Genomic DNA, 22,809 nt, shown 5'->3' with positions numbered 1-22,809 from the left:
CGTTTTTTTATATTGTCAGGTGATTATTCTTGTTCAGCCGCATGCAAGATAAATGTAGTAGCTCCGATAGTCACAATAGCGCCATCCTCAATGCGTACACGATCTTTATCCCCTAGGATTTCATTCATGAGGAAAGTACCTGTCAGGCTGGGAGCATCCCGTAATGTATAAACAAGTTTTCCTTGCTTATTGCGTTTGATATTGATGATGCAATGGCGTCGATCCATGCTCATATCACCGCTTTCAATGGGCGTATTGATAGAAGTTCCCACACAACGGCGGCCTATGACATTGTCACCTTCTTGTAAGGGCAATATCTGTTTATAACCGAATACATTTTCGATAACAGTGATATATCCGAATTCTTCTTTATGGGATTCAGCTTCTTCTTCCAGGTTTTCTTCCTTTCTAAGAGCCTTTACTTTGCTCTTTCCAAGCCGGATGCTGAATTGCTTGCCGCAATGCTCACATTCAAATACCAGTGATTGGCCTTCGCTATACTTGGTTTCATCAAAAAAAAGGTAATTCTCACATTTAGGACAAAGAACTCGTTTCATGCTTTTAAAAAGGGATTTTTATTTAGCCAGTAACCAGGCATTCTTATAAGTTTCGTTTTTTCTTAGCTCAAGTAATTGCTTGGTCGCTTCATTGCGGTTGTCGAATGAATTGATGCTGACACGTACTTTTCCATCCATGTTCAGCGCTTTTGCATTAGCAAACCCTTTTGATTTTAATTGGGTTGCTATGGCTTCTGCATCTTTCAGGCTGATTCCTCCTGCCACTATGATATGGAAAGGATGATTGGCACTTTCTGGAGATTTAACCGCAGCAGGGGCAGTAGCGGAAGTAGTAGCTGCCGTTTCCTGTTTGGCTACTTTCACTTCTCTAACTGCGATTGGCTTGGAAGTCTTATCCGCTGTATTCTTTTTAGTGGATGAAGTCTTCGTTGAAGAAGAAGTTGAAGCAGTAGCGGAAAGCTTCTTAGCCTGTTGCATTGCATCACTCTTAACATACACAGGAGTTACTACAACCGATTGCTTTTCTATTTGCTCAAAAAGCTCACTGGGTAATAATTGTGCATAATTGTTTTTTTGAACGTCTGTATTCTCTACCGGAGTTGAAAAGGCAAAGAACAATACGATGGCAGCAATCATTGCTGCAGCATTGCGAAGATATGCACGATTGATACTAATTTCAAAAGTCTTCTTTTCCTTCTCCGGATGAGCCGGTATCCATACTTTTTCTTTCTGTTGCAGAACGGAAAGCTCATGCATTTCAAAAGAGTCGAGACCGTATAATGAAGGAGTCGTTATCTTATAGTCATAAGGAACAAACTCATAGTTACCATAAATGTTATAGTGAATCTCGCCTATATTATCCAAATGGGCTTTTCCTTCTTCATGAAGGAGACCGATGAATTCGTTTACTTCCTTTTCTACTATGCGGCTGGCGTCAGCAAAACTCGTGTCATACGCTGACATATAAGATTGCACCAATACGCCGTCATTCAGTTTTAATTGAGGATTAAAGCCGATTGTGCGGGTAGGAGGTAAAAATATATTTTCTTCTTTTACGCGGGTTGCAGGCGAGTAATGCGCTACAAAACCGCCAAACCCCGGAACAATGACGCAATCGTTTTCCAGTAGTAAAGTCTCTATATGTTGTGCCAATTCAATCATGTCTGCAAAATTACGAGATAAATTGAATATATCCCAGAGAACTTCGAAAAATTCACTACTTTTGCATCGTTTTATTTATCACTATCAATAATGAACTATATACAGACGGAAATAGACGGAGTATGGCTGATAGAGCCTAAAGTTTTCTCCGATGAACGGGGCTATTTTATGGAAGCCTATAAGAAAGAAGAGTTTGATGCTAATATTGGTCCCGTAGATTTTATACAGGACAACGAGTCGAAATCATCTTTTGGCGTGTTACGCGGATTGCACTATCAGAAAGGAGAATATAGTCAGGCGAAACTGGTTCGTGTTCTTAAAGGAAAAGTGCTGGACGTTGCCGTTGATTTGCGTAAATCATCGCCTACGTTTGGAAAGCACATCTGCGTGTTGCTTAGTGAGGAAAACAAGAGACAATTTTTCATTCCCCGTGGTTTTGCTCATGGCTTTGCAGTCTTGAGCGAAGAAGCCGTTTTTACGTATAAGGTAGATAACAAGTATGCTCCACAGGCAGAAGCTTCTATTTTGTATAATGATGAAACGTTGGGGATAGACTGGCCGTTGGCAGATTCGCAAATGGTATTATCGGCGAAAGACAGAGAGGGAACTGCCTTTAAAGATGCCGCTTATTTTGAATGAATTTCTAAACAAACAATAGATTAAGTATGAAAATTGCAATCGTGGGAACAGGGTATGTGGGTCTGGTATCAGGTACATGCTTTGCCGAAATTGGCGTGAATGTAACGTGCGTAGACACAAATAAAGAGAAAATCGAATCTTTGCAGAAGGGGAATATTCCGATTTATGAGAATGGATTGGAAGAGATGGTGCTCCGTAATATGAAAGCAAAGCGATTGAAGTTTACAACCTCATTAGAAAGCTGTCTGGACGACGTGGAAGTTATATTCAGTGCGGTTGGCACCCCTCCGGATGAAGACGGCAGTGCTGATTTGAAATACGTGTTGGAGGTGGCCCGTACCATTGGTCGCAATATGAAACAATATAAACTGGTAGTTACCAAAAGTACCGTTCCGGTGGGTACTGCCAGTAAGGTTCGCGCGGTTATTCAGGAAGAATTGGATAAGCGAGGCGTGAAAGTTGATTTTGACGTGGCTTCTAATCCGGAATTCCTGAAAGAAGGAAATGCGATCAGTGACTTTATGAGTCCGGATCGTGTGGTAGTGGGAGTGGAGTCGGCACGTGCAGAGAAATTGATGTCCAAACTATACAAGCCATTCTTATTGAATAATTTCCGTGTGATTTTCATGGATATTCCATCTGCAGAAATGACTAAATATGCGGCAAACTCGATGTTGGCAACCCGTATCAGTTTTATGAATGATATCGCAAACTTATGCGAAATCGTTGGCGCGGATGTGAACATGGTACGTAGCGGAATAGGTTCGGACACCCGTATTGGACGTAAGTTCCTGTATCCGGGCATCGGATATGGTGGTTCCTGTTTTCCTAAAGACGTGAAAGCATTGATTAAGACTGCGGAGCAGAACGGTTATAGCATGCGGGTGCTTAGTGCTGTGGAAGAAGTGAACGAACAACAGAAAAGCGTCCTGTTTGAGAAGCTAAAGAAACAGTTTAATGGTGATTTGCAAGGTAAGACTGTTGCTTTGTGGGGGCTGGCATTTAAACCGGAAACGGATGACATGCGTGAGGCTCCGGCATTAGTCCTGATCGATAAATTGCTGGAAGCTGGTTGTCGGGTGCGTGCATACGATCCGGCTGCCGTGCAAGAGTGCAAGCGTAGAATTGGAGAAAAAATCTATTATGCTTGTGATATGTACGATGCAGTGCTGGATGCTGATGTATTGATGCTGGTTACCGAATGGAAAGAATTCCGTCTGCCCTCATGGGCCGTTATCAAGAAGACAATGGCCCAGCAGATTGTGTTGGACGGACGTAATATATATGATAAAAAAGAGATGGAAGAGCTCGGATTTGTTTACCATTGTATTGGTAAATAAAAAAAATAGGAGTATCTTTATACAAAACTAAGATAGATGATGAAAAATGTGGCTGTATCGTTAATGGCAATCCTTTTCGCGGCATGTAGCGGCAATAAGAGTCCCCATTCTCTTCAACAGGAGAAAGAGGATCTTAGCGCAAAAGAGTTACTGCAGGGAATTTGGCTGGACGATGAAACGGAGAGCCCGTTGATGCGTGTGGAAGGAGATACCATCTACTATGCAGACGCACAAAGTACTCCCATTGCATTTAAAATAATGCGGGACATTCTTTACACTTATGGAAATGATACCACTTATTACAAGATTGATAAGCAGGGAGAACATATATTTTGGTTTCATTCCATTACGGATAATGTAATAAAACTGCATAAATCCGAAGACCTCAATGATTCTATCTATTTTGTCCGTCAGGAACTAGTGGTTCCGACTTATACGGAAGTAACCAAACGCGATAGTGTAGTGACTTACAACGGCACTCGCTATCGTGCATACGTATATATCAATCCATCTAAAATGAGAGTCATCAAGACGACTTATTCCGAAGACGGGATTAGTATGGATAATGTGTACTATGATAATGTGATGCACATCTGTGTGTACGAAGGTAAAAAGAGCCTGTTTGCCAGCGATATAACCAAACAGATGTTCGACAAAGTGGTTCCTGCGGATTTTCTGGCGCAATCAATCCTGTCAGATACAAAGTTTGTGAAAGTAAACCGGAATGGTTTTCATTATCAAGCTGTATTAGCCATTCCGGAAACTTCCATATATAGCATTGTAAATATGGAAGTGAGCTTTAAAGGCGATTTGGAGATTACCTCATCCAAATAAGGTCTCTACATTCTATCCAAATAGGAATCAGGTTTCTCAAAATAAGAAATACAGATTCTATCCAAACAAGGAAATACAGATTTTATTTCTGTCTGGGCGCAGGGTAGTTGCTTTTCTTCCCTCCGTTGTTTCTTTTTCCCCGGAAATCTTTTCTTTTAGAGAAATTCCCGTTCCTGTTTTTGTTGAACGAACGCGGTTTGTATTCCGGAGCCTCTCCCAATCCTTCAGGGATAGGAATCTTATAAATCTCTTTCTCCAGAAAATTCTCAATGCTTTTGAAGTTACTCTGTTCCTTTTCGTTGATAAACGTAAGTGCCACCCCGTCATTGTTGGCACGTGCCGTACGGCCGATGCGGTGCACGTAGTCCTCGCTGTCGTGAGGCACGTCGAAGTTGATAACCAGGCGGATATCATCGATGTCGATACCACGTGCAACGATGTCCGTAGCTACCAATATATTGATTCGTCCGGCTTTAAACTCGTGCATGACCGTTTCCCGTTGAGCCTGTTCCAAGTCCGAATGCATTTCACCTACGTTCAGCTTCATTGATTTCAACGCCTTGGCAACTTCTTTAACCTTGATTTTGGAAGAAGCAAAGACAATCACACGTTCCGGAACCTCATCCATAAAAAGACTGCGTATGATGCCCAACTTTTGATTTTCATAGCAGACGTATGCCGCCTGAATAATCTTTTCCGCAGGTTTGGAAACAGCGAGCTTTATTTCTGACGGATCGTTTAAGATCGTATTTGCCAATTGCTGTATCTTTGCCGGCATTGTGGCTGAAAACATGATAGTCTGTCGTTCCTTCGGCAGATATTTAGCTATTTGCATGATATCTTCGTAGAATCCCATGTCGAGCATCCGGTCTGCTTCATCCAGAATAAAATAAGAAACCTTGGAAAGATCGACATATCCAAGGCTCAAATGGGCGATCAGACGTCCGGGAGTAGCAATGACAACATCAGCTCCCAATGTGAGTCCCTTTTTCTGTTGTTCGAACAATATTCCGTCATTTCCGCCATATACAGCAACGCTCGATACCGGCATGAAATAGGAAAATCCTTCCATTTGCTGGTCAATCTGTTGAGCCAATTCCCGGGTAGGAGACATGATGACACAATTAATCGCATCCTCCGGATGTTTACCTTCAGATAATTTGTTCAATACAGGAAGCAGAAACGCTGCTGTTTTACCTGTCCCTGTCTGTGCTACTGCGATCAAATCTTTACCCTCAAGTATGATTGGAATTGCTTGTTCTTGTATAGGCGTACATTCGTCAAATCGCATGGCATCAAGCGCCTCAAGCACATTTGCATTTAATTGTAGTTCGGAAAACTTCATTCTTTTATTTTATTTGTCAGCAAAGATAATCTATTTTTTGGTCTAATTACATATTCAAGTAAGAATCTTTGAACCCGAGGAAATAGAGCACTCCATCCAGTCCGATAGTGTTGATTGATTGCTTGGCATTTGCCACCACTTTGGGCTTGGCGTGGAAGGCGATTCCTAGTCCGGCAACCCCCAGCATAGGAAGGTCGTTGGCTCCGTCTCCTACGGCGATGGTCTGTGCTATATCCACCTTTTCCACTTGTGCAATGAGGCGGAGCAGTTCGGCTTTTCGTTTTCCGTCTACTACATCCCCCAGATAACGTCCGGTCAGTTTGCCGTCGATGATTTCCAGTTCGTTGGCATAAACATAATCTATACCGTATTTCTTTTGTAGGTACTGGCCGAAATAAGTGAATCCTCCCGAAAGGATGGCGATCTTGTAACCGTACTTCTTCAATACATACATCAGTCGCTCTACACCCTCTGTGATAGGCAAGTTCTCGGCTATTTCCTGCATTACCGATTCGTCTAACCCCTTCAATAAGGCTACGCGACGGGTAAAGCTCTCTGTAAAGTCTATTTCTCCACGCATGGCGCTTTCCGTGATGGCTTTCACTTCGTCGCCTACACCGGCACGGATAGCCAGTTCGTCAATCACTTCTGTCTCGATTAAGGTAGAGTCCATATCAAAACAAATCAGGCGGCGCATACGGCGGTACATATTATCCTGTTGGAAAGAAAAGTCCATTTCCAGTTCGCTGGCCAGCTTCATCAGCTTCTCCTGCATGGCAATGCGGTCTTTCGGAGTACCTCTTACTGAAAATTCGATGCAAGCCCGGGTGCGTGTATCAGTCTGACATTCGTCCAACGGGATACGGCCTGTCAGACGCTTGATAGCGTCGATATTCATACCCTGTTCGGCTAATATGCTTGTAGCGGCAGAAATCTGGCGGGCGGAAAGTTTGCGTCCCAATACTGTCAGGATATAGCGATTTTTTCCTTGCATGCCTACCCAGTTGTCATATTGTTCGGTGGTGATAGGTTCAAACCGGATGGTCACTCCCAATGAAGAAGCTTTGAACAGGAGTTCCTTCATAATGAATCCGGAGTGTCTTTCTTCACTCTTGAACAGAATTCCCAGCGATAATGTATTATGAATATCTGCCTGGCCGATGTCAAGGATCGTAGCATCATATTTGGCAAGGATTTCAGTCACAGAAGCAGTCAGTCCCGGACGATCTTCGCCGGTAACTCGAATCAGAATCAATTCAGTATTTGATGGTTGCATAAAAAATAGACTTTAACTCTGCAAAAGTAGAGAAAAAAGTTCGTTTTTATGCTAAATAACATAAAAAGTTATACCCAAAAAGTGAGATTTTTGCTTATTTGCTTGGAAGTTAATTTAATATTTACTTACCTTTGCACCCGGTTTCAAAAATAAAGGCTCTGATAATCAGCGGATTCCTCTTCGCCTGATGCCTGAAAAGACAACGTTTCGGGAAGAAACCACTGTTTAAGGACAGTCCCGGATAGTATTAACTAAAACCGAATTACATGAAGCATGTAAAATGGATTTTTGTTGTATTACTAATTTGTTCCTTGACCGCTTTCGTTGAGAAAGACAAACCTACCGGAGGTTTGAGTGAGGGCGACGTAGCCCCTGATTTTAAGATCGAATCTACGTCAAATGAGCAACCCGCCTTTAAGTTGGGAAATTTGAAAGGCAAATATGTGTTGCTAAGTTTCTGGGCAAGTTATGACGCGCAGTCCCGGATGCGAAACGTAAGTTTAAGCAATGCGCTTCGTTCTTCTCATAATGTGGAAATGGTTTCTGTTTCATTTGACGAATATCAGTCAATATTTAAGGAAACCGTTCGTAAGGATCAAATAGTTACGCCCACTTGTTTCGTGGAAACAGAAGGCGAGGATTCCGGATTATTTAAGAAATACCGTTTAAATCGGGGATTCACTAACTATTTATTGGATGGAAATGGTGTAATTATAGCCAAAAACATCTCTGCTGCAGATCTTTCTGCTTATGTAAAAGAAATCGGTTAACGATTTTAGGAATGTAAGGAGAAAGAGGGATTTTCCGGATCACCGTCAGGTGAAAACAATGGAGAATAGACAAAAGAGGAAATGGATACAACAAAAAAGTTCCGCCTACACTTGCATTAGCAGGAATAGGCGGAACTTCTTATTTTTATATCTTTCTTTCTGCGGTATATCCGAAACCTTGGGACAGTCTGCGGATCGAGTTCCTGAAGACTGCGGAAGGCTTGCAATCCTTTTATTTGTTGCTTTCTGGTTATTTGGGTGCTTTCTGATACAGGAAGAATGCGATACCTGCATAAAGGATATTGGGAATCCAGACTGCAATGGCAGGAGGCACATTTCCGTTCACGGCAAAGGTGGAGGTAATCGTTTGGAACAGGATATAAGAAAAACTTAATCCTAATCCGATACCTAAGTGGAGCCCCATACCACCTTTTGTTTTCCGGGATGAAAGCGATACACCGATGATGGTAAGGATGAAAGAAGCGAACGACATGGCAATGCGTTTGTGATATTCAATCTCAAACTCCTTGATGTTGGCAAATCCTCTTCGCTTTTGTTTTTCTATATAGTCACTTAGTTCGGGGCTGGTCAACATCTCCTGCTGATTTTTCATGATGAGAAAGTCAGAAGGTTCCATATTGATAATAGAGTCGATTCGATCTCCCTTAGTGATTTTTTCTTTTAAACCATCTAATTCGCGTACCATATAGTCGTGAATTGTCCATTTATGAACAGTTGCAGTGTCATAAGTGATACGGCGTGCAGTTAAATGCGAGACCAGCTTCTTGTCAACGAATTTATCCAATGAAAAACGGTTACCGGTTTTCATGGCGTTGTTATAGTTGTCAATGTAGGCTATAACCCCGCTGTCTACCTCTAACTGTACATTGCTTACCGAATTTTGTTTCTTGGGTTTAATATACCGGTCTTCAAAGTTCAGACGCGTCACGCTTCCTTTAGGAATCACGTACGAACTTAGCGTGAAGGTGGTCAGCGCAATGATAGCGGCCGAAATCATATAAGGACGCATCATCCTCTTAAAACTCATGCCGGTGGAGAACATAGCGATGATTTCAGAGTTCTCTGCCAGCTTGGAGGTAAAGAAAATAACAGCAATGAATACGAACAGCGGACTGAACAGATTGGAGAAATAGGGGATAAAGTTCATGTAGTATTCAAAGATGATCTTATCCCAGGGAGCTTCATGCTCCATCAATTTGTCCATCTTTTCGTTGAAATCGAATACCACTGCAATAGAAATGATCAATGCAATAGCAAATACGTATGTCCCCAAGAACTTCTTGATGATATACCAGTCCAGCCGTTTTATAAATCGATTGCTTTTCATTTCTTATAATCTAGTTGATACTCTTTTGACCATCATCGGCTTCCAGGTCGAGAAATCTCCGGCAATAATATGCTTTCTTGCTTCTCCTGCCAGCCACAGATAGAATGCCAGGTTGTGTATCGAGGCAATTTGCATGGCCAGTAGCTCTTGCGCATGGAAAAGATGGCGCAAATAAGCCTTGCTGTACAACGTATCTACGCTGGAAGCCCCGTCGGCTTCGATGGGAGAGAAGTCGGTTTCCCATTTCTTGTTTCGCATATTGATAATGCCATCTTTGGTGAACAACATGCCATTTCGTCCGTTTCGTGTAGGCATAACGCAGTCAAACATATCCACGCCACGCTCTATTCCTTCAAGAATATTGACAGGAGTTCCGACGCCCATCAGGTAACGAGGTTTGTCTTTGGGAAGTATTTCATTAACAATCTCGATCATTTCATACATCTTGTCTACCGGTTCGCCTACTGCCAAACCGCCAATAGCGTTCCCGTCGGCCCCTTTGGACGCGATAAACTCTGCTGATTGTTTGCGCAGGTCGGGATAGACACAACCTTGCACGATAGGAAAGAGAGCCTGATTGTAACCATATTTAGGTTCCGTCTCGTTAAAACGTTGTATACAACGGTCGAGCCATCTGTGCGTCAAACCTAATGACTTTTTGGCATACTCATAATCCGAGTCACCGGGAGGACATTCGTCAAAAGCCATCATAATGTCTGCGCCGATGGTGCGTTCTATGTCCATCACCTTTTCCGGAGTGAAGACGTGCTTGCTTCCGTCGATATGCGAGCGAAATTCGGCTCCTTCTTCCCGCAGCTTTCTGATTCCGGCCAAAGAGAATACCTGAAAACCACCGCTGTCAGTCAGCATCGGGCGGTCGAAACCGTTAAAACGGTGCAGTCCGCCTGCTTTCTCGATCACGTCCAGTCCCGGACGCAAATAGAGGTGATAGGTATTACCCAGAATAATCTGCGCCTGAATATCCTCTTTCAATTCGGTCAGATGTACTCCCTTAACCGTGCCCAGTGTGCCCACCGGCATAAAGATCGGTGTTTGTATCTGCCCGTGGTCTGTGGTAATCAGACCCGCACGGGCATTACTTTTAGTGTCTGTATATTGTAACTCAAATGTCATTCCTGGCTGGGTTTCTTAACGGATAAATCAATAGCATCCGACACTTTCTCATTGGTCAGCGCAATGGCAAATACCTCTTTTATATCGTTTACATAGTGGAAAGTCAGTCCTTTCAGATAAATCTCCTGAATCTCATCTATGTTCTTTTTGTTCTCGGCACTCATGATGATTTCCTTGATTCCGGCACGCTTGGCTGCCAATATCTTCTCTTTGATGCCACCCACGGGAAGCACTTTGCCGCGAAGGGTAATTTCGCCTGTCATGGCAATGTTGGCTTTCACTTTTCTTTGAGTCAGGGCAGAAGCCAGAGAAGTAGCCATCGTGATACCTGCCGACGGACCGTCTTTCGGAATTGCGCCTTCGGGAACGTGGATATGGATATTCCAGTTGTCGAAGATTTCTTCGTCCAGATTCAGGATAGAAGCGTGTGCCTTGATATATTCAAGTGCCAGCATGGCAGATTCTTTCATCACATCTCCCAGGTTACCGGTCAGTGTGAGACGTCCGCCCTTGCCACGGCTCAAGCTCGTTTCTACAAATAAGATTTCGCCTCCGACGGCTGTCCATGCCAATCCGGTGACTACGCCTGCGTAATCATTTCCCTGATACTTGTCACGTGTATATTCCGGTGCTCCCAGAAAGTCATACAAATCCGACGGTTTGATTTCTGTCTTGGCGAAATAACCGTCCGTAGCATATTGACGGGCTGATTTACGAAGGATTTTACCAATCTTCTTTTCCAGCTCACGGACGCCGCTCTCACGGGTATATGACTCGATGATAGCTTCCAACGTATCTTTGGGAAGCTTGATATCTGTCTTTTTAAGTCCGTTGGCTTCCAGCTCTTTGGGAACCAGATGCTTGCGGGCTATCTCTACTTTCTCTTCCGTGATATATCCGCTAACCTCAATCAATTCCATACGGTCGAGCAATGGGCCGGGGATTGTGTTCAGGTTGTTGGCTGTTGCGATAAACAATACCTTTGAGAGGTCGTAGTCTACATCCAGGAAGTTATCGTGGAAAGCAGTATTTTGTTCCGGATCAAGCACTTCCAGTAATGCGGAAGAGGGGTCTCCCTGACGGTCGGCGCTGACCTTGTCTATTTCATCCAGGATAAAAACAGGATTGGATGCACCGGCTTTAATCAAGCTCTTGATGATTCGTCCGGGCATGGCACCGATATAAGTTTTCCGATGTCCGCGGATTTCAGCTTCGTCATGCACGCCGCCCAAAGACATACGTACATACTTCCGTTTGAGCGCAGATGCAATGGATTTTCCAAGAGATGTTTTACCTACTCCCGGAGGGCCATATAAGCAGATAATCGGTGATTTCATATCACCTTTCAGCTTTAATACAGCCAAATGCTCCAAAATGCGTTCTTTCACTTTTTCCAGTCCGTAATGGTCTTTGTTCAACGTCTTTTCTGCGTTTTTAAGGTTCAGATTGTCAGTTGTATACGTACCCCACGGAAGATTGAGCATGGTTTGCAGATAGTTAAGCTGTACGCTGTAATCCGGAGATTGTGGATGGGTGCGTTCCAGTTTAGCCAGTTCTTTCATAAATGTTTCCCTGACTTCTGCGTTCCAACGCATTCTTTCTGCCTTTTGGCGCATTTCTTCTATTTCTTGTTCCTGGCCGCCGCCACCTAGTTCATCCTGGATAGTCTTGATTTGCTGTTGCAGGAAGTATTCGCGTTGCTGCTGGTCGATATCTTCACGGGCACGCATTTGGATGGATGCCTTGATTTCTGCCAGTTGCACTTCGCGGTTCAGGATTTCCAGTAAGTGATATGTGCGTTCACGTAATGAGTGGATGCTTAACAAGTCCATCTTCTCGTCTTTCTTGAACGGCAGGTTCGAGCAGATGAAATTGACCAGAAACATCGGGCTGTTGATATTCTTAATAGCAAATGCCGAATCCTGATGCATCACATCTGACGATTTGATATATCTCATTGTCAAGTCCTTGCAGGTTTCCACCAAGGCTTGAAACTCTTTATCGTCTTTGCTTGGAATGTCTTCTTCCAAAAGTTCTATTTCACCTTTCAGATACGGATGGGTTTCGATAATGTTTATCAGGTTCAGACGTTTCATTCCTTGAAGGATGACAGTCGTTGTCTGATCGGGCATTTCCAATATCCGCACAATTCGTCCTACGGTACCGATATTGTGTAAATCTTCCAACTTCGGGTCCTCTGTATGTGCCGATCTCTGACATACTACGGCAATATCTTTATGCTTCTTGTCAGCGTCTCGTATGAGTTTCAGAGAAGACTTACGGCCCACTGTGATCGGCAGGAATACTCCAGGAAACAACACCATGTTACGTAGAGGGAGTACCGGAAGAATTTCACCAGATTTCACATTTACATCAAATGCCTGTTCATCGTTCCCATCATAGTCAGTGATTAGCGAGAAGCCGTTATCGCTTCCATCTTCCAATAAATATCTTTCTTTCATCTTTTCGTTTTAATTTAGTTTATGTCATACTGATATGCATAAATCGTTTGCAAAGTTAATTGATTCTCTCTAATAATAAAGCACTGCGCAGAATAAAAACACAAAAACAATGCCAAAATATCGGCTTGTAGAGGGAGTATTCCATAATTATTATTTATTTTTGGCGATTTGCAATAAAATAGTAGAATAAAACAGCTTTAAGACAAACGGATAAAATGTCGAATCCTTATTTTCAATTTAAGCAATTTACAGTGTGGCACGACCAATGTGCTATGAAAGTTGGTACGGATGGGGTGCTTTTGGGAGCTTGGGCTTCGGTTGAGCGCGCGCGCCGGATATTGGATATTGGTACGGGGACGGGCTTGGTGGCTTTAATGTTGGCTCAACGCAGTTTGCCAGACGCAAAGATTGTGGCATTGGAGATAGACGAGGCGGCGGCCGGACAGGCCAGGGAAAATGTGGCTCGTTCTCCTTGGCAGGAGCGGATAGAAGTGGTGCAGGCTGACTTTAAGAAATACCGGTCTTCGGATAAATTTGATGTGATTGTTTCAAATCCCCCTTATTTTGTCGATTCGTTGGAGTGTCCGGATCGGCAGAGGGCTGCTGCCCGTCACAATGATTCTTTAACCTACGAAGAATTGCTGGAAGGGGGAAATAGGTTATTGGCAGCAGACGGACTTTTTACGGTCGTGATTCCAACGGATGTGGTTGATCGGGTAAAGGCGATAGCTTCTATGAATAAGTTGTATGCGATTCGTCAGCTCAATGTAATTACTAAGCCCGGCGGTATTCCAAAACGTACGCTGATTGCTTTTTCTTTTTCCAATCGGGAGTGTGTGATAGAAGAGTTGTTGACGGAATTGGCGCGTCATCAGTATAGTGAGGAGTATATAGCGTTGACGAGGGAGTATTATTTGAATATGTGATATGGATATATGTAAAAAATAAGGCTGATACTCGTTATGTCAGCCTTATTTTTTTCTCTATTGTTTAAAGTAGATACATCTTTGGTTCTTCGTATTTATTAAAGTCAGGAGCTGGCTTATCTATTTTTTTGAAGATACGGGTATATTTTTCTTTTATTTTTATATAATTATCGATCCAATCTTCATAAGATTCAGATGATTTAGAAAGCAAAGCTACTTCCTGCAGAAAAGCTTCATTTGCCAACCTTTCAGTTTCTTCCAAGTTGCCTTTTATATAAGAAACACAAGCATCGGAAAGAAAGTCCTTATTATCTATTTTCTTCCAAATGCGTTTGACGTTATTAGTCATTCCCCAAATTTTAAAGAAAAGGATGATTTGCAGTATTCCAAATACAATCATCACTATACCTGTAAATTGTATTAATCCTTCCATGATTTATTGTTTTGTTTTTGGTAAGCGATCATAAAGCAAATGAAAATCAAAGTCCATGCTATGAAGATGATAATGGATTGGATGTAATATGTCGGATACAAATAATCGGGGCGATTCATTATGATCATTTGGACAAACGAATAAAGGTGGCATAATAGAATTAGTCCTGACCCTATGCTGCCCAATAAAAAAGCTGTTTTCATAAATATTATTTTTTGTGTTATACAATCAATTCTAAGCATTTTTAAGTTTGGAAGTAGTTAGTATTCTAATTTTTCGTAAGTACCAGATTCCTCACCATTTTCAATTTTGAGTTTATTCTTTGATATTTTACAGTCCAAATAATATGGTGACTTACCTTTTGGGAATACATCATAGATGTAAATCTTACTATCTTCGACTTTGTATTTGAACGTTTGGAAAGAAATGGGATCTGCATTGCTATAAATTCCAAAAGAGCCTTTGTCATCGTCTCCGAAATTTAAAAACTTATGCGAGCCTTTAATGCCTGTCGACCAATTACCCACGATATTGTTTTCGTTAAGCTCGATCCAGTTATCATCATCTTTGCTACAGCTAGTTAAGATCAGAATAGCAAAAAGTGTAAATAAAATGTTTTTCATAATAATAATAATTTATAAGTTGTTTTGTTTTAGCTTGTTTAGTTGTTTCTTCGATGGCTTTTGGAGTTTTTGAATAAAAAGAAAACGCTGATAGCCAAGTTTGCAACTTAATTATCAGCGTTTTCTTTTTCGTCGGGGTAGCGGGATTCGAACCCACGACCCCCTGCTCCCAAAGCAGGTGCGCTAACCGGACTGCGCTACACCCCGAAAAACTTTTAACCGAACTCCCTCTTTTTTGTAGTCGGGGTAGCGGGATTCGAACCCACGACCCCCTGCTCCCAAAGCAGGTGCGCTAACCGGACTGCGCTACACCCCGCTACTTTTTTGAAGGGTTGTTCTTTTCAAAAGCGGTGCAAAGATAGGGAGTATTTTTTAATTAACAATAGCTAAACGAATGTTTTTTATCTATTATTTTTCAATACCTTGAATCTCATAGCTTTGCGTCTTTACTTTTTTTTCTTGGCAGAGATCAAAAGCATCATCGGACGCCGTAATTCATCTTTCATGCCCGGGATGGTATCCAGCAATCTTTCGTCCGGTTGTGGCTCTATAAGTTCGCATATCTCAAATCCGGTTTGAAGGAGTCCGTTTATATACGTAGTCAGCGTTTTGTGGTATTTGACAACCTCTTCGCCCAGAAAGATTGCTGTGCGCCTGCCTTCCGTAAAATAGCGGTCTACCGGCCAATGGATAGGCTTCCCGTCCTGGTCGTAATGCCATTCCTGATTGCCATAGGCTGTAAATATCGGGTGTTCTACGGAGAAGACGAAGGCGCCTCCCGGAGTCAGGCAGTTATTGATTTTCCTGCATATATCCGTAAAAGATTCGAGATAATGGAAGGTTAGCGAACTGATGACAATATCATAAGAATCCGGCTGGAAATCAAAGTCTTCGATGGCCATGCATTGGTATTCAATGAATGGAGAAGGATTCCTTTTCCGGGCTTCTTCGAGCATTTTCTCCGAAATATCAATTCCGGTAACGTGTGTTGCTCCGTGTTCTATCGCATAGACACAATGCCAACCGAATCCGCAGCCTAAGTCTAAAACTCTTTTTCCTGCAAAATCGGGGAGCATTTTCTGCAATACATGCCATTCTCCGGCTCCTTTCAAGCCTTCCACCGAGCGGGACATTTGAGAATATTGACTGAAGAAATCGCTATTGTCGTATTTGTTTTCTTTCATAATTTAATAAGAGGATGAGTTGAATGAAAGCACAAATATATGATTTAATTTATATATTTATAGAAAAGGTATACATAAATCAGGGCAACCGTCTCAAAAGTTTGTTTCATTAGAGCGCAGATTTGAATTAAATGCTACATAGTGAAAAACATCTATTATAAGTATCATTCATTTTAATAGTATTCTCATTATCAAAAGAATAAGTATGATAGATAGCTTTAAAAAAATGTATCTATCATACTTTTACCAGCAAAAACAGGTTATCTATCATCAATAGAATAGTCGAATAAAGGCCCTATATGCATAAGATAGCTTGTTTTTGTTGCAATGAATCCGTATAAATCCGATGATCATGGCTTAATAATCCAACTTTAATGGCGATAAGTTTATAGCCCACACCTGTAAACCGTGCAGCCCGCATCTGTAGGCTGTACAGTTTGCAGGTGTGGGCTGTACAGCCTGCATACGTGGGCTATATAAATACCACCGTTCCCAATAGATTATTAAGCTGTCAAATACAGGTTATCATCCTATAAAACGTGCATCCCTATGCCTTTAAATGGGTAATCTCACCTAATACTACACTAAAATAGGCAAAGTATAGGCATGATAGATAGCTGTTTTTTGCAATAAAAGTATGATAGATACCTTTTTTAAAAACGATCTATCATACTTATTCTTTTGATAATTAGAATTCTATTAAAATGAATGATAGCATGATAGATATTTTTTTCACTATGTAGCTATTCAATTTAAATCTTGTATCGGAATGAACAAGTCCATAGTGTGGTATATTGGGGTGTGGTTTCTTTGTACACGAATAATTTGTGAGTATGAACTATCTATCGATGTTTTCTGTTCTATAAATAAGAATTTTAAAATGAAAAGCCTTATGAAAACAAGAAAACAAAAAGAAACAGGTGAAAAAGAAGTCCACTTGTTAGAGCAAAAAGGATATGAAAAAATGGTGAATGAGATTGTTCCCGTTCAACAGGCGGAAGTATATCGCAAGCCGACTCATAAAGCAGTCAAAGAAGCTGTTAAGGAGTTAAATCCGGATACAAATAGTCTGGGCAGCAGAGGATGATTTATCCTCTACTGCCCAGATTAATCCATCGTATTAAAGGATCCGGAAGACTTTCGGTGGTTCTCATTTAGGGAAAGTAAGAACAAAACAGCTTCCTTTCCCTAATTCTGATTTTACGTTGATACTTCCGTCATGCAAAGCCATGATCTGTTTGCACAGGCTCAATCCGATACCCGAACCGGATGTTTTGGTAGTGAAGAAAGGAACGAAAATCTTATCCAAAACAGTTGGTAGAATTCCCTCACCATTATCAGATATTGCTAATGTCGGGTTGCCTTTAGAGAAAAACTTTATTTGTATTTCTTTATCTGCTTTCCGCTCGCACGTTTCGCGGGCATTTTTTAATAAGTTGATAAGCACTTGCTCTATCTGTGCACGGTCTGCATATAAATATAAATCGGATGCGGGCATTTCGAAATGAATATACTCTTCCGGAAATAATTTCTTTAAGTCCGTAAACAATTCGGCAACAGATACTTTGGTGCGGACAGGTGTCGGAATACGTGTCAGTCGCCGGTAATTCTCCACAAATCCCAATAATCCTTTACTTCTTCTGTGAATAGTCTGCATGGCTTGCAACATGATAGAATACTCCTTTTCTCCGAGTGATTCGGGGATTCCTCTTTCACTTAATGTTTCCGAAAGAGAGATAATAGGAGTGATGGAATTCATGATCTCATGTGTCAATACACGAATCAGCTTTTGCCAGGCTTCCATTTCATTTCGTTCCAGTACGGAATGGATATTCTTTAAACTAATTAGCCGTTGCTTTTTGCTTTGTGTGGCGAACGCACCTTGTGTGACAAATGTGGTGCAGGAAATTGCCATTTCCAGAACGATGCCATTTTGCTCGATGCGAATAATGGATATGTCATTACTGGTAGAAGCCTCCTGAAGAACTTCCGGAAGTTGTGATAGTTGCCCCAGATGAGTGACTGCTGCCTGATTCATCCATTCGATATGCCCGGTTACATCGGTTACGAGTACGGCGGTATCTACTTTATTCAATAAATTCTCGTAATATTGATGCTTGATTTCTTCTGCCAATAGCTTTCCCCGAAAGTCCTTTAATGCATTAGATAGTTCCTGTGCCCACTCATCCATCATTTTATTTTTAAAAGGAGGATGAAGATTCTGCGTTATATCGTTGTATCGGAGTCCATCCGTTAATTGCCGTAATAAGGCGATTTGTTTGAACTGTATTCGGTAGAGATGTATGCCGACGCCTATTAGAAGGAGAATACAGACGGTAGTACTGAACCATAACTGCCTTTGATACAGCAGACAACTGCTAATGGAAAGTAGAAAGATAACTATGATGTGCAGAATTACTTTAAACTCAAATCGTTTCATAAGCCTAATTTTTCAAGTTTGCGATATAATGCAAAACGGGTAATTCCTAAATATTCGGCAGCACGGGAGATGTTTCCGTTGCTGATTCGGAGTGCTTTCTCAATGGCCTGTCGTTCTAGTTGTTCGAGATTCAGTATCACTTCTTCCTCTTTTTTCTGTTTGGACGTGGTGTGAAAAAGAAAGTTTTCAGGTTTCAGCATGGAGCCGTCTCCTAAAATTACGGCACGTTCTATCGTATGTTAAAGTTCCCTTACATTTCCGGGCCATGCATATTTCAGCAGTTTGTTTTTGGCTTCCCGGGTCAGTCCGTGTATTTCCTTTTTATATTTACGGGTATAACGGTCCAGAAAGTGATCTGCAAGCAAGATGATGTCATTGCCACGTTCACGGAGTGGAGGTATATGTATTTCAATCGTGTTGATACGATATAATAAGTCCTGACGGAAATTCCCGTCTTCCACCATCTGACGGATATCAGCATTAGTGGCGCAGATTAAACGGACGTCAATGGGAACGGTTTGCGTACTTCCCAAACGACTGATTTGCCTTTTTTCGATGGCAGTCAGTAATTTGGATTGCATAGGAAGTGATAGATTGCCAATTTCATCCAGAAATAAAGTCCCGTTGGTTGCTACTTCCATTCGTCCCGCTTTCGATTTCTTGGCATCGGTGAAAGCGCCTTTTTCGAAGCCGAACAGCTCACTTTCAAACAATTGTTCGGGGATACTTCCCAGGTCGATCGTGACAAAAGGTTTGCCGTATCGTGGAGAACAACGATATATTAGTCGGGCAATCACGTCCTTGCCTGTACCGTTTTCTCCGAGAATTAGTATATTGGCATCTGTATTACTTAGTTTATTTATCGTGGTAAACACTTCCTGCATAACAGATGATTCTCCAATAATATCATTCTCCGAAGTATTCTGACCGCTAAGAACTTCCACTTGTTCTTTCAAAATGCTGACTTCCTGTTGTGACTGACGCAATCGCATTCCTGAAGTAAGCGTAGCCAGCAATTTATCCTTTTCCCAAGGCTTGGGAATAAAATCAGTAGCACCAGCTTTGATGGCCCGAACAGCTTTGTCTGTATCTGTATAGGCAGTCATGAAAATAACAATAGCCTGTGGGTCAATCTGCAATATCTGCTTTAGACTTTCAAATCCCTCTTGTCCGCTGATGGCATCCCGGCTGAAATTCATGTCTAATAAGATAAGATCGGGATGAAAGGTGGTCATGAAATACTCGATACGGTCAGGGGTAGTAGCTACTTTTATTTTTTCCGTATAAGGTTCCAGTAACAGGTTGAGAGCAAAGAGCACGTCCTCGTTATCATCTACTATAAGTATCTTTCCTAATTTGTTCACTTCTTCCATATCTTATAATCTATTAGATTCCGGGAGCAAAGATATGGATAAATCTCATGTGTTGTGTGTGCGATTGCGCACTAATTTTGTGCGTATATGCACACACAATCAACTGAATGGATATTGATAAATTGTTGAATGATAGTGATTTATGCAAATGGCACATCTTTTGAATGATGAATAACAAATAAAGCCAACGAATGAATCTGAAATTAATCTTCATATATCTCGGACTATTGTCGACAGAATTATTGATTGCTCAAAATCAAATTACAGAGTTATCATTGAAGCAAGTCATAGAAATGGCCCGTATGGAATCTCCCGATGCACAAACGGCACGTCACAGTTTCCGTTCTGCATATTGGAACTATAAATATTATCGTGCCAATTATCTACCGTCTTTAAGTTTGACATCCGATCCGAATCTGAACCGTGCCATTAATAAGATAACGATGGGGGACGGTTCGGTAAAGTTTGTCGAACAAAATTTATTGAATACGGATTTAACCTTGAATCTTTCACAGAATTTATTCTGGACTGGTGGTTCTTTCTTTCTTGAAACCTCTGCTCAACGTATGGATTTATTCAGCGAACATAAATACTCATGGCAGACTTCCCCTATTATGATAGGTTATCGCCAGTCTCTTTTTGGCTACAATAGCCTGAAATGGGATAGACGGATAGAACCTGTACGCTATCAGGAGGCAAAGAAAAGCTACGTAGAGACACTCGAACTCGTATCAGCCAATGCGATTCATAAATTTTTTGCCTTGGCCACTGCCCAAAGCGATTACGATATTGCTTCCTTTAATTATGCCAATGCCGATACACTTTACCGTTATGCACAAGGCCGTTATAATATAGGTACCATCACAGAAAATGAAATGCTACAACTGGAACTCAATCGTCTGACGGAAGAGACGAATCGCATGAATGCCCGTATTGAAATGGATAATTGTATGCAGGAACTCCGTTCTTATCTCGGTATTCACGAAGACCGGGATCTGCGTGTTCTTGTCAGTCCCCAAGTTCCGGATTTCAGTGTGAACCTGAATGAAGCACTGGTTTTAGCTTACGAAAACAGTCCGGACATACAGACGATGGAAAGACGCAAACTGGAAAGTGAGAGTGCAGTTGCGAAAGCCCGTGCCAATGCTGGCCTGAAAGCAGATATCTATCTCCGTTTCGGATTGACGCAGACTGCTGACAAACTGCCCGAAGCTTATCGAAATTTGTTGGACCAGCAATACGTGAGCATCGGCATTTCTCTTCCTATCCTGGACTGGGGGCGTGGAAAAGGACAGGTACGAGTAGCCCGTTCCAATCGTGATTTGGTGTACACACAAGTAGAACAGAGCCGGACAGACTTTGAACTGAACGTCCGTAAACTCGTCAAACAATTCAATCTGCAAACGCAACGTGTCCGCATCGCTGCCCGTACAGATGAAACAGCCCAACGAAGAAGCGAAGTGGCACGCAAGCTCTACTTATTAGGTAAATCTACTATTCTTGATTTGAATGCCTCCATTTCAGAGAAAGACAGTGCTCGCCGTAACTATATTTCGGCTTTATATAATTATTGGAGTTTATATTATACACTCCGTAGCATGACACTATATGATTTTGAGCGAAATACGATGCTGACAGAAGACTATCATCTTCTGATTGAATAGAGAACAACGAAAAGTCAGTAAAGAATAGAAATTGAACCATAGCTAGTAGAAACTTGTAAAACACCAGATAATTTCATGGATATAAAATTAGAAAAGAAACCGTGGTACATTCGTTACAGATACTATCTGATAGGAGGGATATTATTTGTCGCCTTCCTGATTTATGTGATTACTTTGTCTTTAGGTCCCAGAAAACTGCGGATAGATGCCGAAGATATACAGATTGCAGAAGTGAAAGTGTCTAATTTTATGGAATATGTGGACGTGGAAGGGCTCATTCAGCCTATACTAACCATCAAGATCAATACCCGTGAAGCAGGAAGTGTGGAAAGAATTGTCGGTGAAGAGGGAAGTTTGCTTCAACAGGGAGACACTATTCTTGTTCTTTCCAATCCCGATTTGCTTCGTAGTATTGAAGACCAGCGCGACGAGTGGGAAAAGCAAATGATTACCTATCAGGAGCAGGAGATTGAAATGGAACAAAAAAGTCTGAACCTGAAACAGCAAGCCCTTACCAACAACTACGAATTGGAACGCCTGAAAAAAAGCATTGCTCTCGACCGCGAAGAATTCCAGATGGGCGTGAAGAGTAAGGCTCAATTGCAGGTAGCAGAAGATGAATACGGCTACAAACAGAAAAATGCAGCCCTGCAGCAAGAGAGTCTGCGGCATGATTCTGCCGTTACGATGATACGCAAGGAACTGATCCGTAACGACCGGGAGCGGGAACGGAAGAAGTATGAACGTACTTGCAAACGGTTGAATAGTTTGGTGATTACAGCTCCCTTGAAAGGCCAGCTTAGTTTTGTAAAGGTCACTCCGGGGCAACAGGTTTCCTCTGGTGAAAGTATTGCTGAAATAAAAGTATTAGACCAATACAAAATCCACACTTCACTTAGTGAATATTACATTGACAGGATCACCACCGGATTACCGGCTACAGTGAATTATCAGGGAAACAAATATCCGCTGAAAATAACAAAAGTGGTCCCCGAAGTGAAAGACCGTATGTTTGATGTCGATCTTGTCTTTACAGGAGATATGCCCGATAATGTACGAGTTGGCAAGAGCTTCCGTGTGCAGATTGAATTGGGACAGCCGGAGCAAGCACTCATTATTCCGCGAGGCAACTTCTACCAGTCTACAGGCGGACAATGGATTTACAAAGTAAATACATCAAAGACAAAAGCAGTCCGTGTGCCATTGAGTATTGGTCGCCAAAATCCGCAGCAATATGAAATAGTAGAAGGTTTACAGCCGGGAGATTGGGTAATTACAACCGGATATGATACCTTTGGGGATGCAGAAGAGTTGATTTTGAAATAAACACATATAATTT

General features: G+C 41.9%; 19 protein-coding genes, 2 tRNA genes and 1 pseudogene. 8 read left to right on the top strand and 14 right to left on the bottom strand.

The genetic code is table 11. The annotated features are described in order from the left end of the window. Positions 1-23: 23 nt before the first annotated feature. Both HMPREF0106_RS02350 and HMPREF0106_RS02355 read right to left on the bottom strand, forming a co-directional pair. Positions 24-557, bottom strand: coding sequence for an FHA domain-containing protein (locus HMPREF0106_RS02350; protein WP_008640176.1), 534 nt, complete (start codon positions 555-557; stop codon positions 24-26). Positions 558-575: 18 nt separating this feature from the next. Then, positions 576-1,679, bottom strand: coding sequence for an SPOR domain-containing protein (locus HMPREF0106_RS02355; RefSeq protein ID WP_009041065.1), 1,104 nt, complete (start codon positions 1,677-1,679; stop codon positions 576-578). Positions 1,680-1,769: 90 nt separating this feature from the next. Between HMPREF0106_RS02355 and rfbC the strand changes: the two genes are divergently transcribed. From rfbC to HMPREF0106_RS02370, 3 genes are read left to right on the top strand one after another with little or no spacing between them, the layout of a single operon-like run. Further along, positions 1,770-2,318 carry a dTDP-4-dehydrorhamnose 3,5-epimerase gene (rfbC, locus tag HMPREF0106_RS02360; RefSeq protein WP_009041064.1) on the top strand — a complete coding sequence of 183 codons (549 nt, stop codon included), beginning with the start codon at positions 1,770-1,772 and terminating at the stop codon, positions 2,316-2,318. Positions 2,319-2,344: 26 nt separating this feature from the next. Next, a complete protein-coding gene (locus tag HMPREF0106_RS02365; RefSeq protein ID WP_004315344.1) occupies positions 2,345-3,658 on the top strand; it encodes a UDP-glucose dehydrogenase family protein in 1,314 nt (437 codons plus the stop codon). A gap of 36 nt (positions 3,659-3,694) precedes the next feature. After that, a complete protein-coding gene (locus HMPREF0106_RS02370; RefSeq protein ID WP_009041063.1) occupies positions 3,695-4,492 on the top strand; it encodes a DUF4738 domain-containing protein in 798 nt (265 codons plus the stop codon). Positions 4,493-4,574: 82 nt separating this feature from the next. Here the strand turns inward: HMPREF0106_RS02370 and HMPREF0106_RS02375 are convergent, their stop codons facing one another. Next, positions 4,575-5,837 (bottom strand): DEAD/DEAH box helicase, encoded by a 1,263-nt coding sequence (locus HMPREF0106_RS02375; RefSeq protein WP_008022427.1) that lies wholly within the window; start codon positions 5,835-5,837, stop codon positions 4,575-4,577. 46 nt (positions 5,838-5,883) lie between these two features. Then, positions 5,884-7,113: a phosphoserine phosphatase SerB gene (serB, locus tag HMPREF0106_RS02380; protein WP_008017556.1), complete on the bottom strand. Its 1,230-nt coding sequence runs from the start codon at positions 7,111-7,113 to the stop codon at positions 5,884-5,886. A 266-nt stretch (positions 7,114-7,379) separates the two neighbouring features. Here serB and HMPREF0106_RS02385 point away from each other — a divergent pair, with 266 nt between their 5' ends. Then, entirely contained in the window at positions 7,380-7,883 is a 504-nt protein-coding gene (locus HMPREF0106_RS02385) for a thioredoxin family protein (protein WP_009041062.1), read from the top strand. 250 nt (positions 7,884-8,133) lie between these two features. Here HMPREF0106_RS02385 and HMPREF0106_RS02390 read toward each other — a convergent pair whose 3' ends face one another. The 3 genes from HMPREF0106_RS02390 to lon are packed head-to-tail and all read right to left on the bottom strand — an operon-like array spanning position 8,134 to position 12,827. Continuing rightward, positions 8,134-9,231: an LptF/LptG family permease gene (locus HMPREF0106_RS02390; RefSeq protein ID WP_004315349.1), complete on the bottom strand. Its 1,098-nt coding sequence runs from the start codon at positions 9,229-9,231 to the stop codon at positions 8,134-8,136. A gap of 3 nt (positions 9,232-9,234) precedes the next feature. Then, positions 9,235-10,365 carry a tRNA guanosine(34) transglycosylase Tgt gene (tgt, locus tag HMPREF0106_RS02395; protein ID WP_004315350.1) on the bottom strand — a complete coding sequence of 377 codons (1,131 nt, stop codon included), beginning with the start codon at positions 10,363-10,365 and terminating at the stop codon, positions 9,235-9,237. Next, positions 10,362-12,827, bottom strand: coding sequence for an endopeptidase La (gene lon, locus HMPREF0106_RS02400; RefSeq protein ID WP_008022420.1), 2,466 nt, complete (start codon positions 12,825-12,827; stop codon positions 10,362-10,364). Before lon ends, tgt begins: the two co-directional genes overlap by 4 nt. 215 nt (positions 12,828-13,042) lie before the next feature. Here lon and HMPREF0106_RS02405 point away from each other — a divergent pair, with 215 nt between their 5' ends. Further along, on the top strand, positions 13,043-13,753 hold the full coding sequence (locus tag HMPREF0106_RS02405) for a tRNA1(Val) (adenine(37)-N6)-methyltransferase (protein WP_009041061.1): 711 nt from the start codon (positions 13,043-13,045) through the stop codon (positions 13,751-13,753). A gap of 64 nt (positions 13,754-13,817) precedes the next feature. On the opposite strand, the gene HMPREF0106_RS02410 is transcribed toward HMPREF0106_RS02405, so the two are convergent. From HMPREF0106_RS02410 to HMPREF0106_RS02430, 5 genes are all read right to left on the bottom strand, one after another. Further along, positions 13,818-14,186: a hypothetical protein gene (locus HMPREF0106_RS02410; protein ID WP_009041060.1), complete on the bottom strand. Its 369-nt coding sequence runs from the start codon at positions 14,184-14,186 to the stop codon at positions 13,818-13,820. Positions 14,187-14,446: 260 nt separating this feature from the next. Further along, the gene (locus tag HMPREF0106_RS02415) at positions 14,447-14,809 is read right to left on the bottom strand and encodes a membrane lipoprotein lipid attachment site-containing protein (protein WP_009041059.1); all 363 of its coding nucleotides are present in this window, start codon (positions 14,807-14,809) and stop codon (positions 14,447-14,449) included. A 132-nt stretch (positions 14,810-14,941) separates the two neighbouring features. Next, positions 14,942-15,016, bottom strand: a tRNA-Pro gene (locus tag HMPREF0106_RS02420). A gap of 34 nt (positions 15,017-15,050) precedes the next feature. After that, positions 15,051-15,125 (bottom strand) — tRNA-Pro (locus tag HMPREF0106_RS02425). 130 nt (positions 15,126-15,255) lie between these two features. Further along, positions 15,256-15,993: a class I SAM-dependent methyltransferase gene (locus HMPREF0106_RS02430; protein ID WP_009041058.1), complete on the bottom strand. Its 738-nt coding sequence runs from the start codon at positions 15,991-15,993 to the stop codon at positions 15,256-15,258. 892 nt (positions 15,994-16,885) lie between these two features. Here HMPREF0106_RS02430 and HMPREF0106_RS02435 point away from each other — a divergent pair. Further along, positions 16,886-17,080, top strand: coding sequence for a hypothetical protein (locus HMPREF0106_RS02435; RefSeq protein ID WP_008022408.1), 195 nt, complete (start codon positions 16,886-16,888; stop codon positions 17,078-17,080). A gap of 63 nt (positions 17,081-17,143) precedes the next feature. Here HMPREF0106_RS02435 and HMPREF0106_RS02440 read toward each other — a convergent pair whose 3' ends face one another. Both HMPREF0106_RS02440 and HMPREF0106_RS02445 read right to left on the bottom strand, forming a co-directional pair. Next, positions 17,144-18,433 carry a sensor histidine kinase gene (locus tag HMPREF0106_RS02440; RefSeq protein WP_008022406.1) on the bottom strand — a complete coding sequence of 430 codons (1,290 nt, stop codon included), beginning with the start codon at positions 18,431-18,433 and terminating at the stop codon, positions 17,144-17,146. Beyond that, a pseudogene (locus HMPREF0106_RS02445) lies at positions 18,430-19,806 on the bottom strand (sigma-54-dependent transcriptional regulator). Before HMPREF0106_RS02445 ends, HMPREF0106_RS02440 begins: the two are co-directional and overlap by 4 nt. A gap of 191 nt (positions 19,807-19,997) precedes the next feature. Here HMPREF0106_RS02445 and HMPREF0106_RS02450 point away from each other — a divergent pair. Then, positions 19,998-21,470: a TolC family protein gene (locus HMPREF0106_RS02450; protein WP_009041057.1), complete on the top strand. Its 1,473-nt coding sequence runs from the start codon at positions 19,998-20,000 to the stop codon at positions 21,468-21,470. A 75-nt stretch (positions 21,471-21,545) separates the two neighbouring features. Further along, positions 21,546-22,796 carry an efflux RND transporter periplasmic adaptor subunit gene (locus HMPREF0106_RS02455; RefSeq protein ID WP_009041056.1) on the top strand — a complete coding sequence of 417 codons (1,251 nt, stop codon included), beginning with the start codon at positions 21,546-21,548 and terminating at the stop codon, positions 22,794-22,796. Positions 22,797-22,809 lie beyond the last annotated feature (13 nt).

This window comes from Bacteroides sp. D22 (assembly GCF_000163675.1).
Classification (GTDB): domain Bacteria; phylum Bacteroidota; class Bacteroidia; order Bacteroidales; family Bacteroidaceae; genus Bacteroides; species Bacteroides xylanisolvens.
The sequence above is the reverse complement of the archived record's forward strand: the minus strand, read 5'-3'. Positions and strand labels throughout refer to the sequence as shown.

Excerpts from the sequence above, each read along its gene's own strand:
- HMPREF0106_RS02440 (WP_008022406.1), bottom strand. The coding sequence starts at position 18,433 with ATGAAACGATTTGAGTTTAAAGTAATTCTGCACATCATAGTTATCTTT.
- HMPREF0106_RS02375 (WP_008022427.1), bottom strand. The coding sequence starts at position 5,837 with ATGAAGTTTTCCGAACTACAATTAAATGCAAATGTGCTTGAGGCGCTT.
- HMPREF0106_RS02390 (WP_004315349.1), bottom strand. The coding sequence starts at position 9,231 with ATGAAAAGCAATCGATTTATAAAACGGCTGGACTGGTATATCATCAAG.
- HMPREF0106_RS02355 (WP_009041065.1), bottom strand. The coding sequence starts at position 1,679 with ATGATTGAATTGGCACAACATATAGAGACTTTACTACTGGAAAACGAT.
- HMPREF0106_RS02370 (WP_009041063.1), top strand. The coding sequence starts at position 3,695 with ATGATGAAAAATGTGGCTGTATCGTTAATGGCAATCCTTTTCGCGGCA.
- HMPREF0106_RS02410 (WP_009041060.1), bottom strand. The coding sequence starts at position 14,186 with ATGGAAGGATTAATACAATTTACAGGTATAGTGATGATTGTATTTGGA.
- HMPREF0106_RS02365 (WP_004315344.1), top strand. The coding sequence starts at position 2,345 with ATGAAAATTGCAATCGTGGGAACAGGGTATGTGGGTCTGGTATCAGGT.
- HMPREF0106_RS02435 (WP_008022408.1), top strand. The coding sequence starts at position 16,886 with ATGAAAACAAGAAAACAAAAAGAAACAGGTGAAAAAGAAGTCCACTTG.
- HMPREF0106_RS02385 (WP_009041062.1), top strand. The coding sequence starts at position 7,380 with ATGAAGCATGTAAAATGGATTTTTGTTGTATTACTAATTTGTTCCTTG.
- tgt (WP_004315350.1), bottom strand. The coding sequence starts at position 10,365 with ATGACATTTGAGTTACAATATACAGACACTAAAAGTAATGCCCGTGCG.
- HMPREF0106_RS02430 (WP_009041058.1), bottom strand. The coding sequence starts at position 15,993 with ATGAAAGAAAACAAATACGACAATAGCGATTTCTTCAGTCAATATTCT.
- HMPREF0106_RS02350 (WP_008640176.1), bottom strand. The coding sequence starts at position 557 with ATGAAACGAGTTCTTTGTCCTAAATGTGAGAATTACCTTTTTTTTGAT.
- lon (WP_008022420.1), bottom strand. The coding sequence starts at position 12,827 with ATGAAAGAAAGATATTTATTGGAAGATGGAAGCGATAACGGCTTCTCG.
- HMPREF0106_RS02450 (WP_009041057.1), top strand. The coding sequence starts at position 19,998 with ATGAATCTGAAATTAATCTTCATATATCTCGGACTATTGTCGACAGAA.
- HMPREF0106_RS02405 (WP_009041061.1), top strand. The coding sequence starts at position 13,043 with ATGTCGAATCCTTATTTTCAATTTAAGCAATTTACAGTGTGGCACGAC.
- serB (WP_008017556.1), bottom strand. The coding sequence starts at position 7,113 with ATGCAACCATCAAATACTGAATTGATTCTGATTCGAGTTACCGGCGAA.
- HMPREF0106_RS02415 (WP_009041059.1), bottom strand. The coding sequence starts at position 14,809 with ATGAAAAACATTTTATTTACACTTTTTGCTATTCTGATCTTAACTAGC.
- HMPREF0106_RS02455 (WP_009041056.1), top strand. The coding sequence starts at position 21,546 with ATGGATATAAAATTAGAAAAGAAACCGTGGTACATTCGTTACAGATAC.
- rfbC (WP_009041064.1), top strand. The coding sequence starts at position 1,770 with ATGAACTATATACAGACGGAAATAGACGGAGTATGGCTGATAGAGCCT.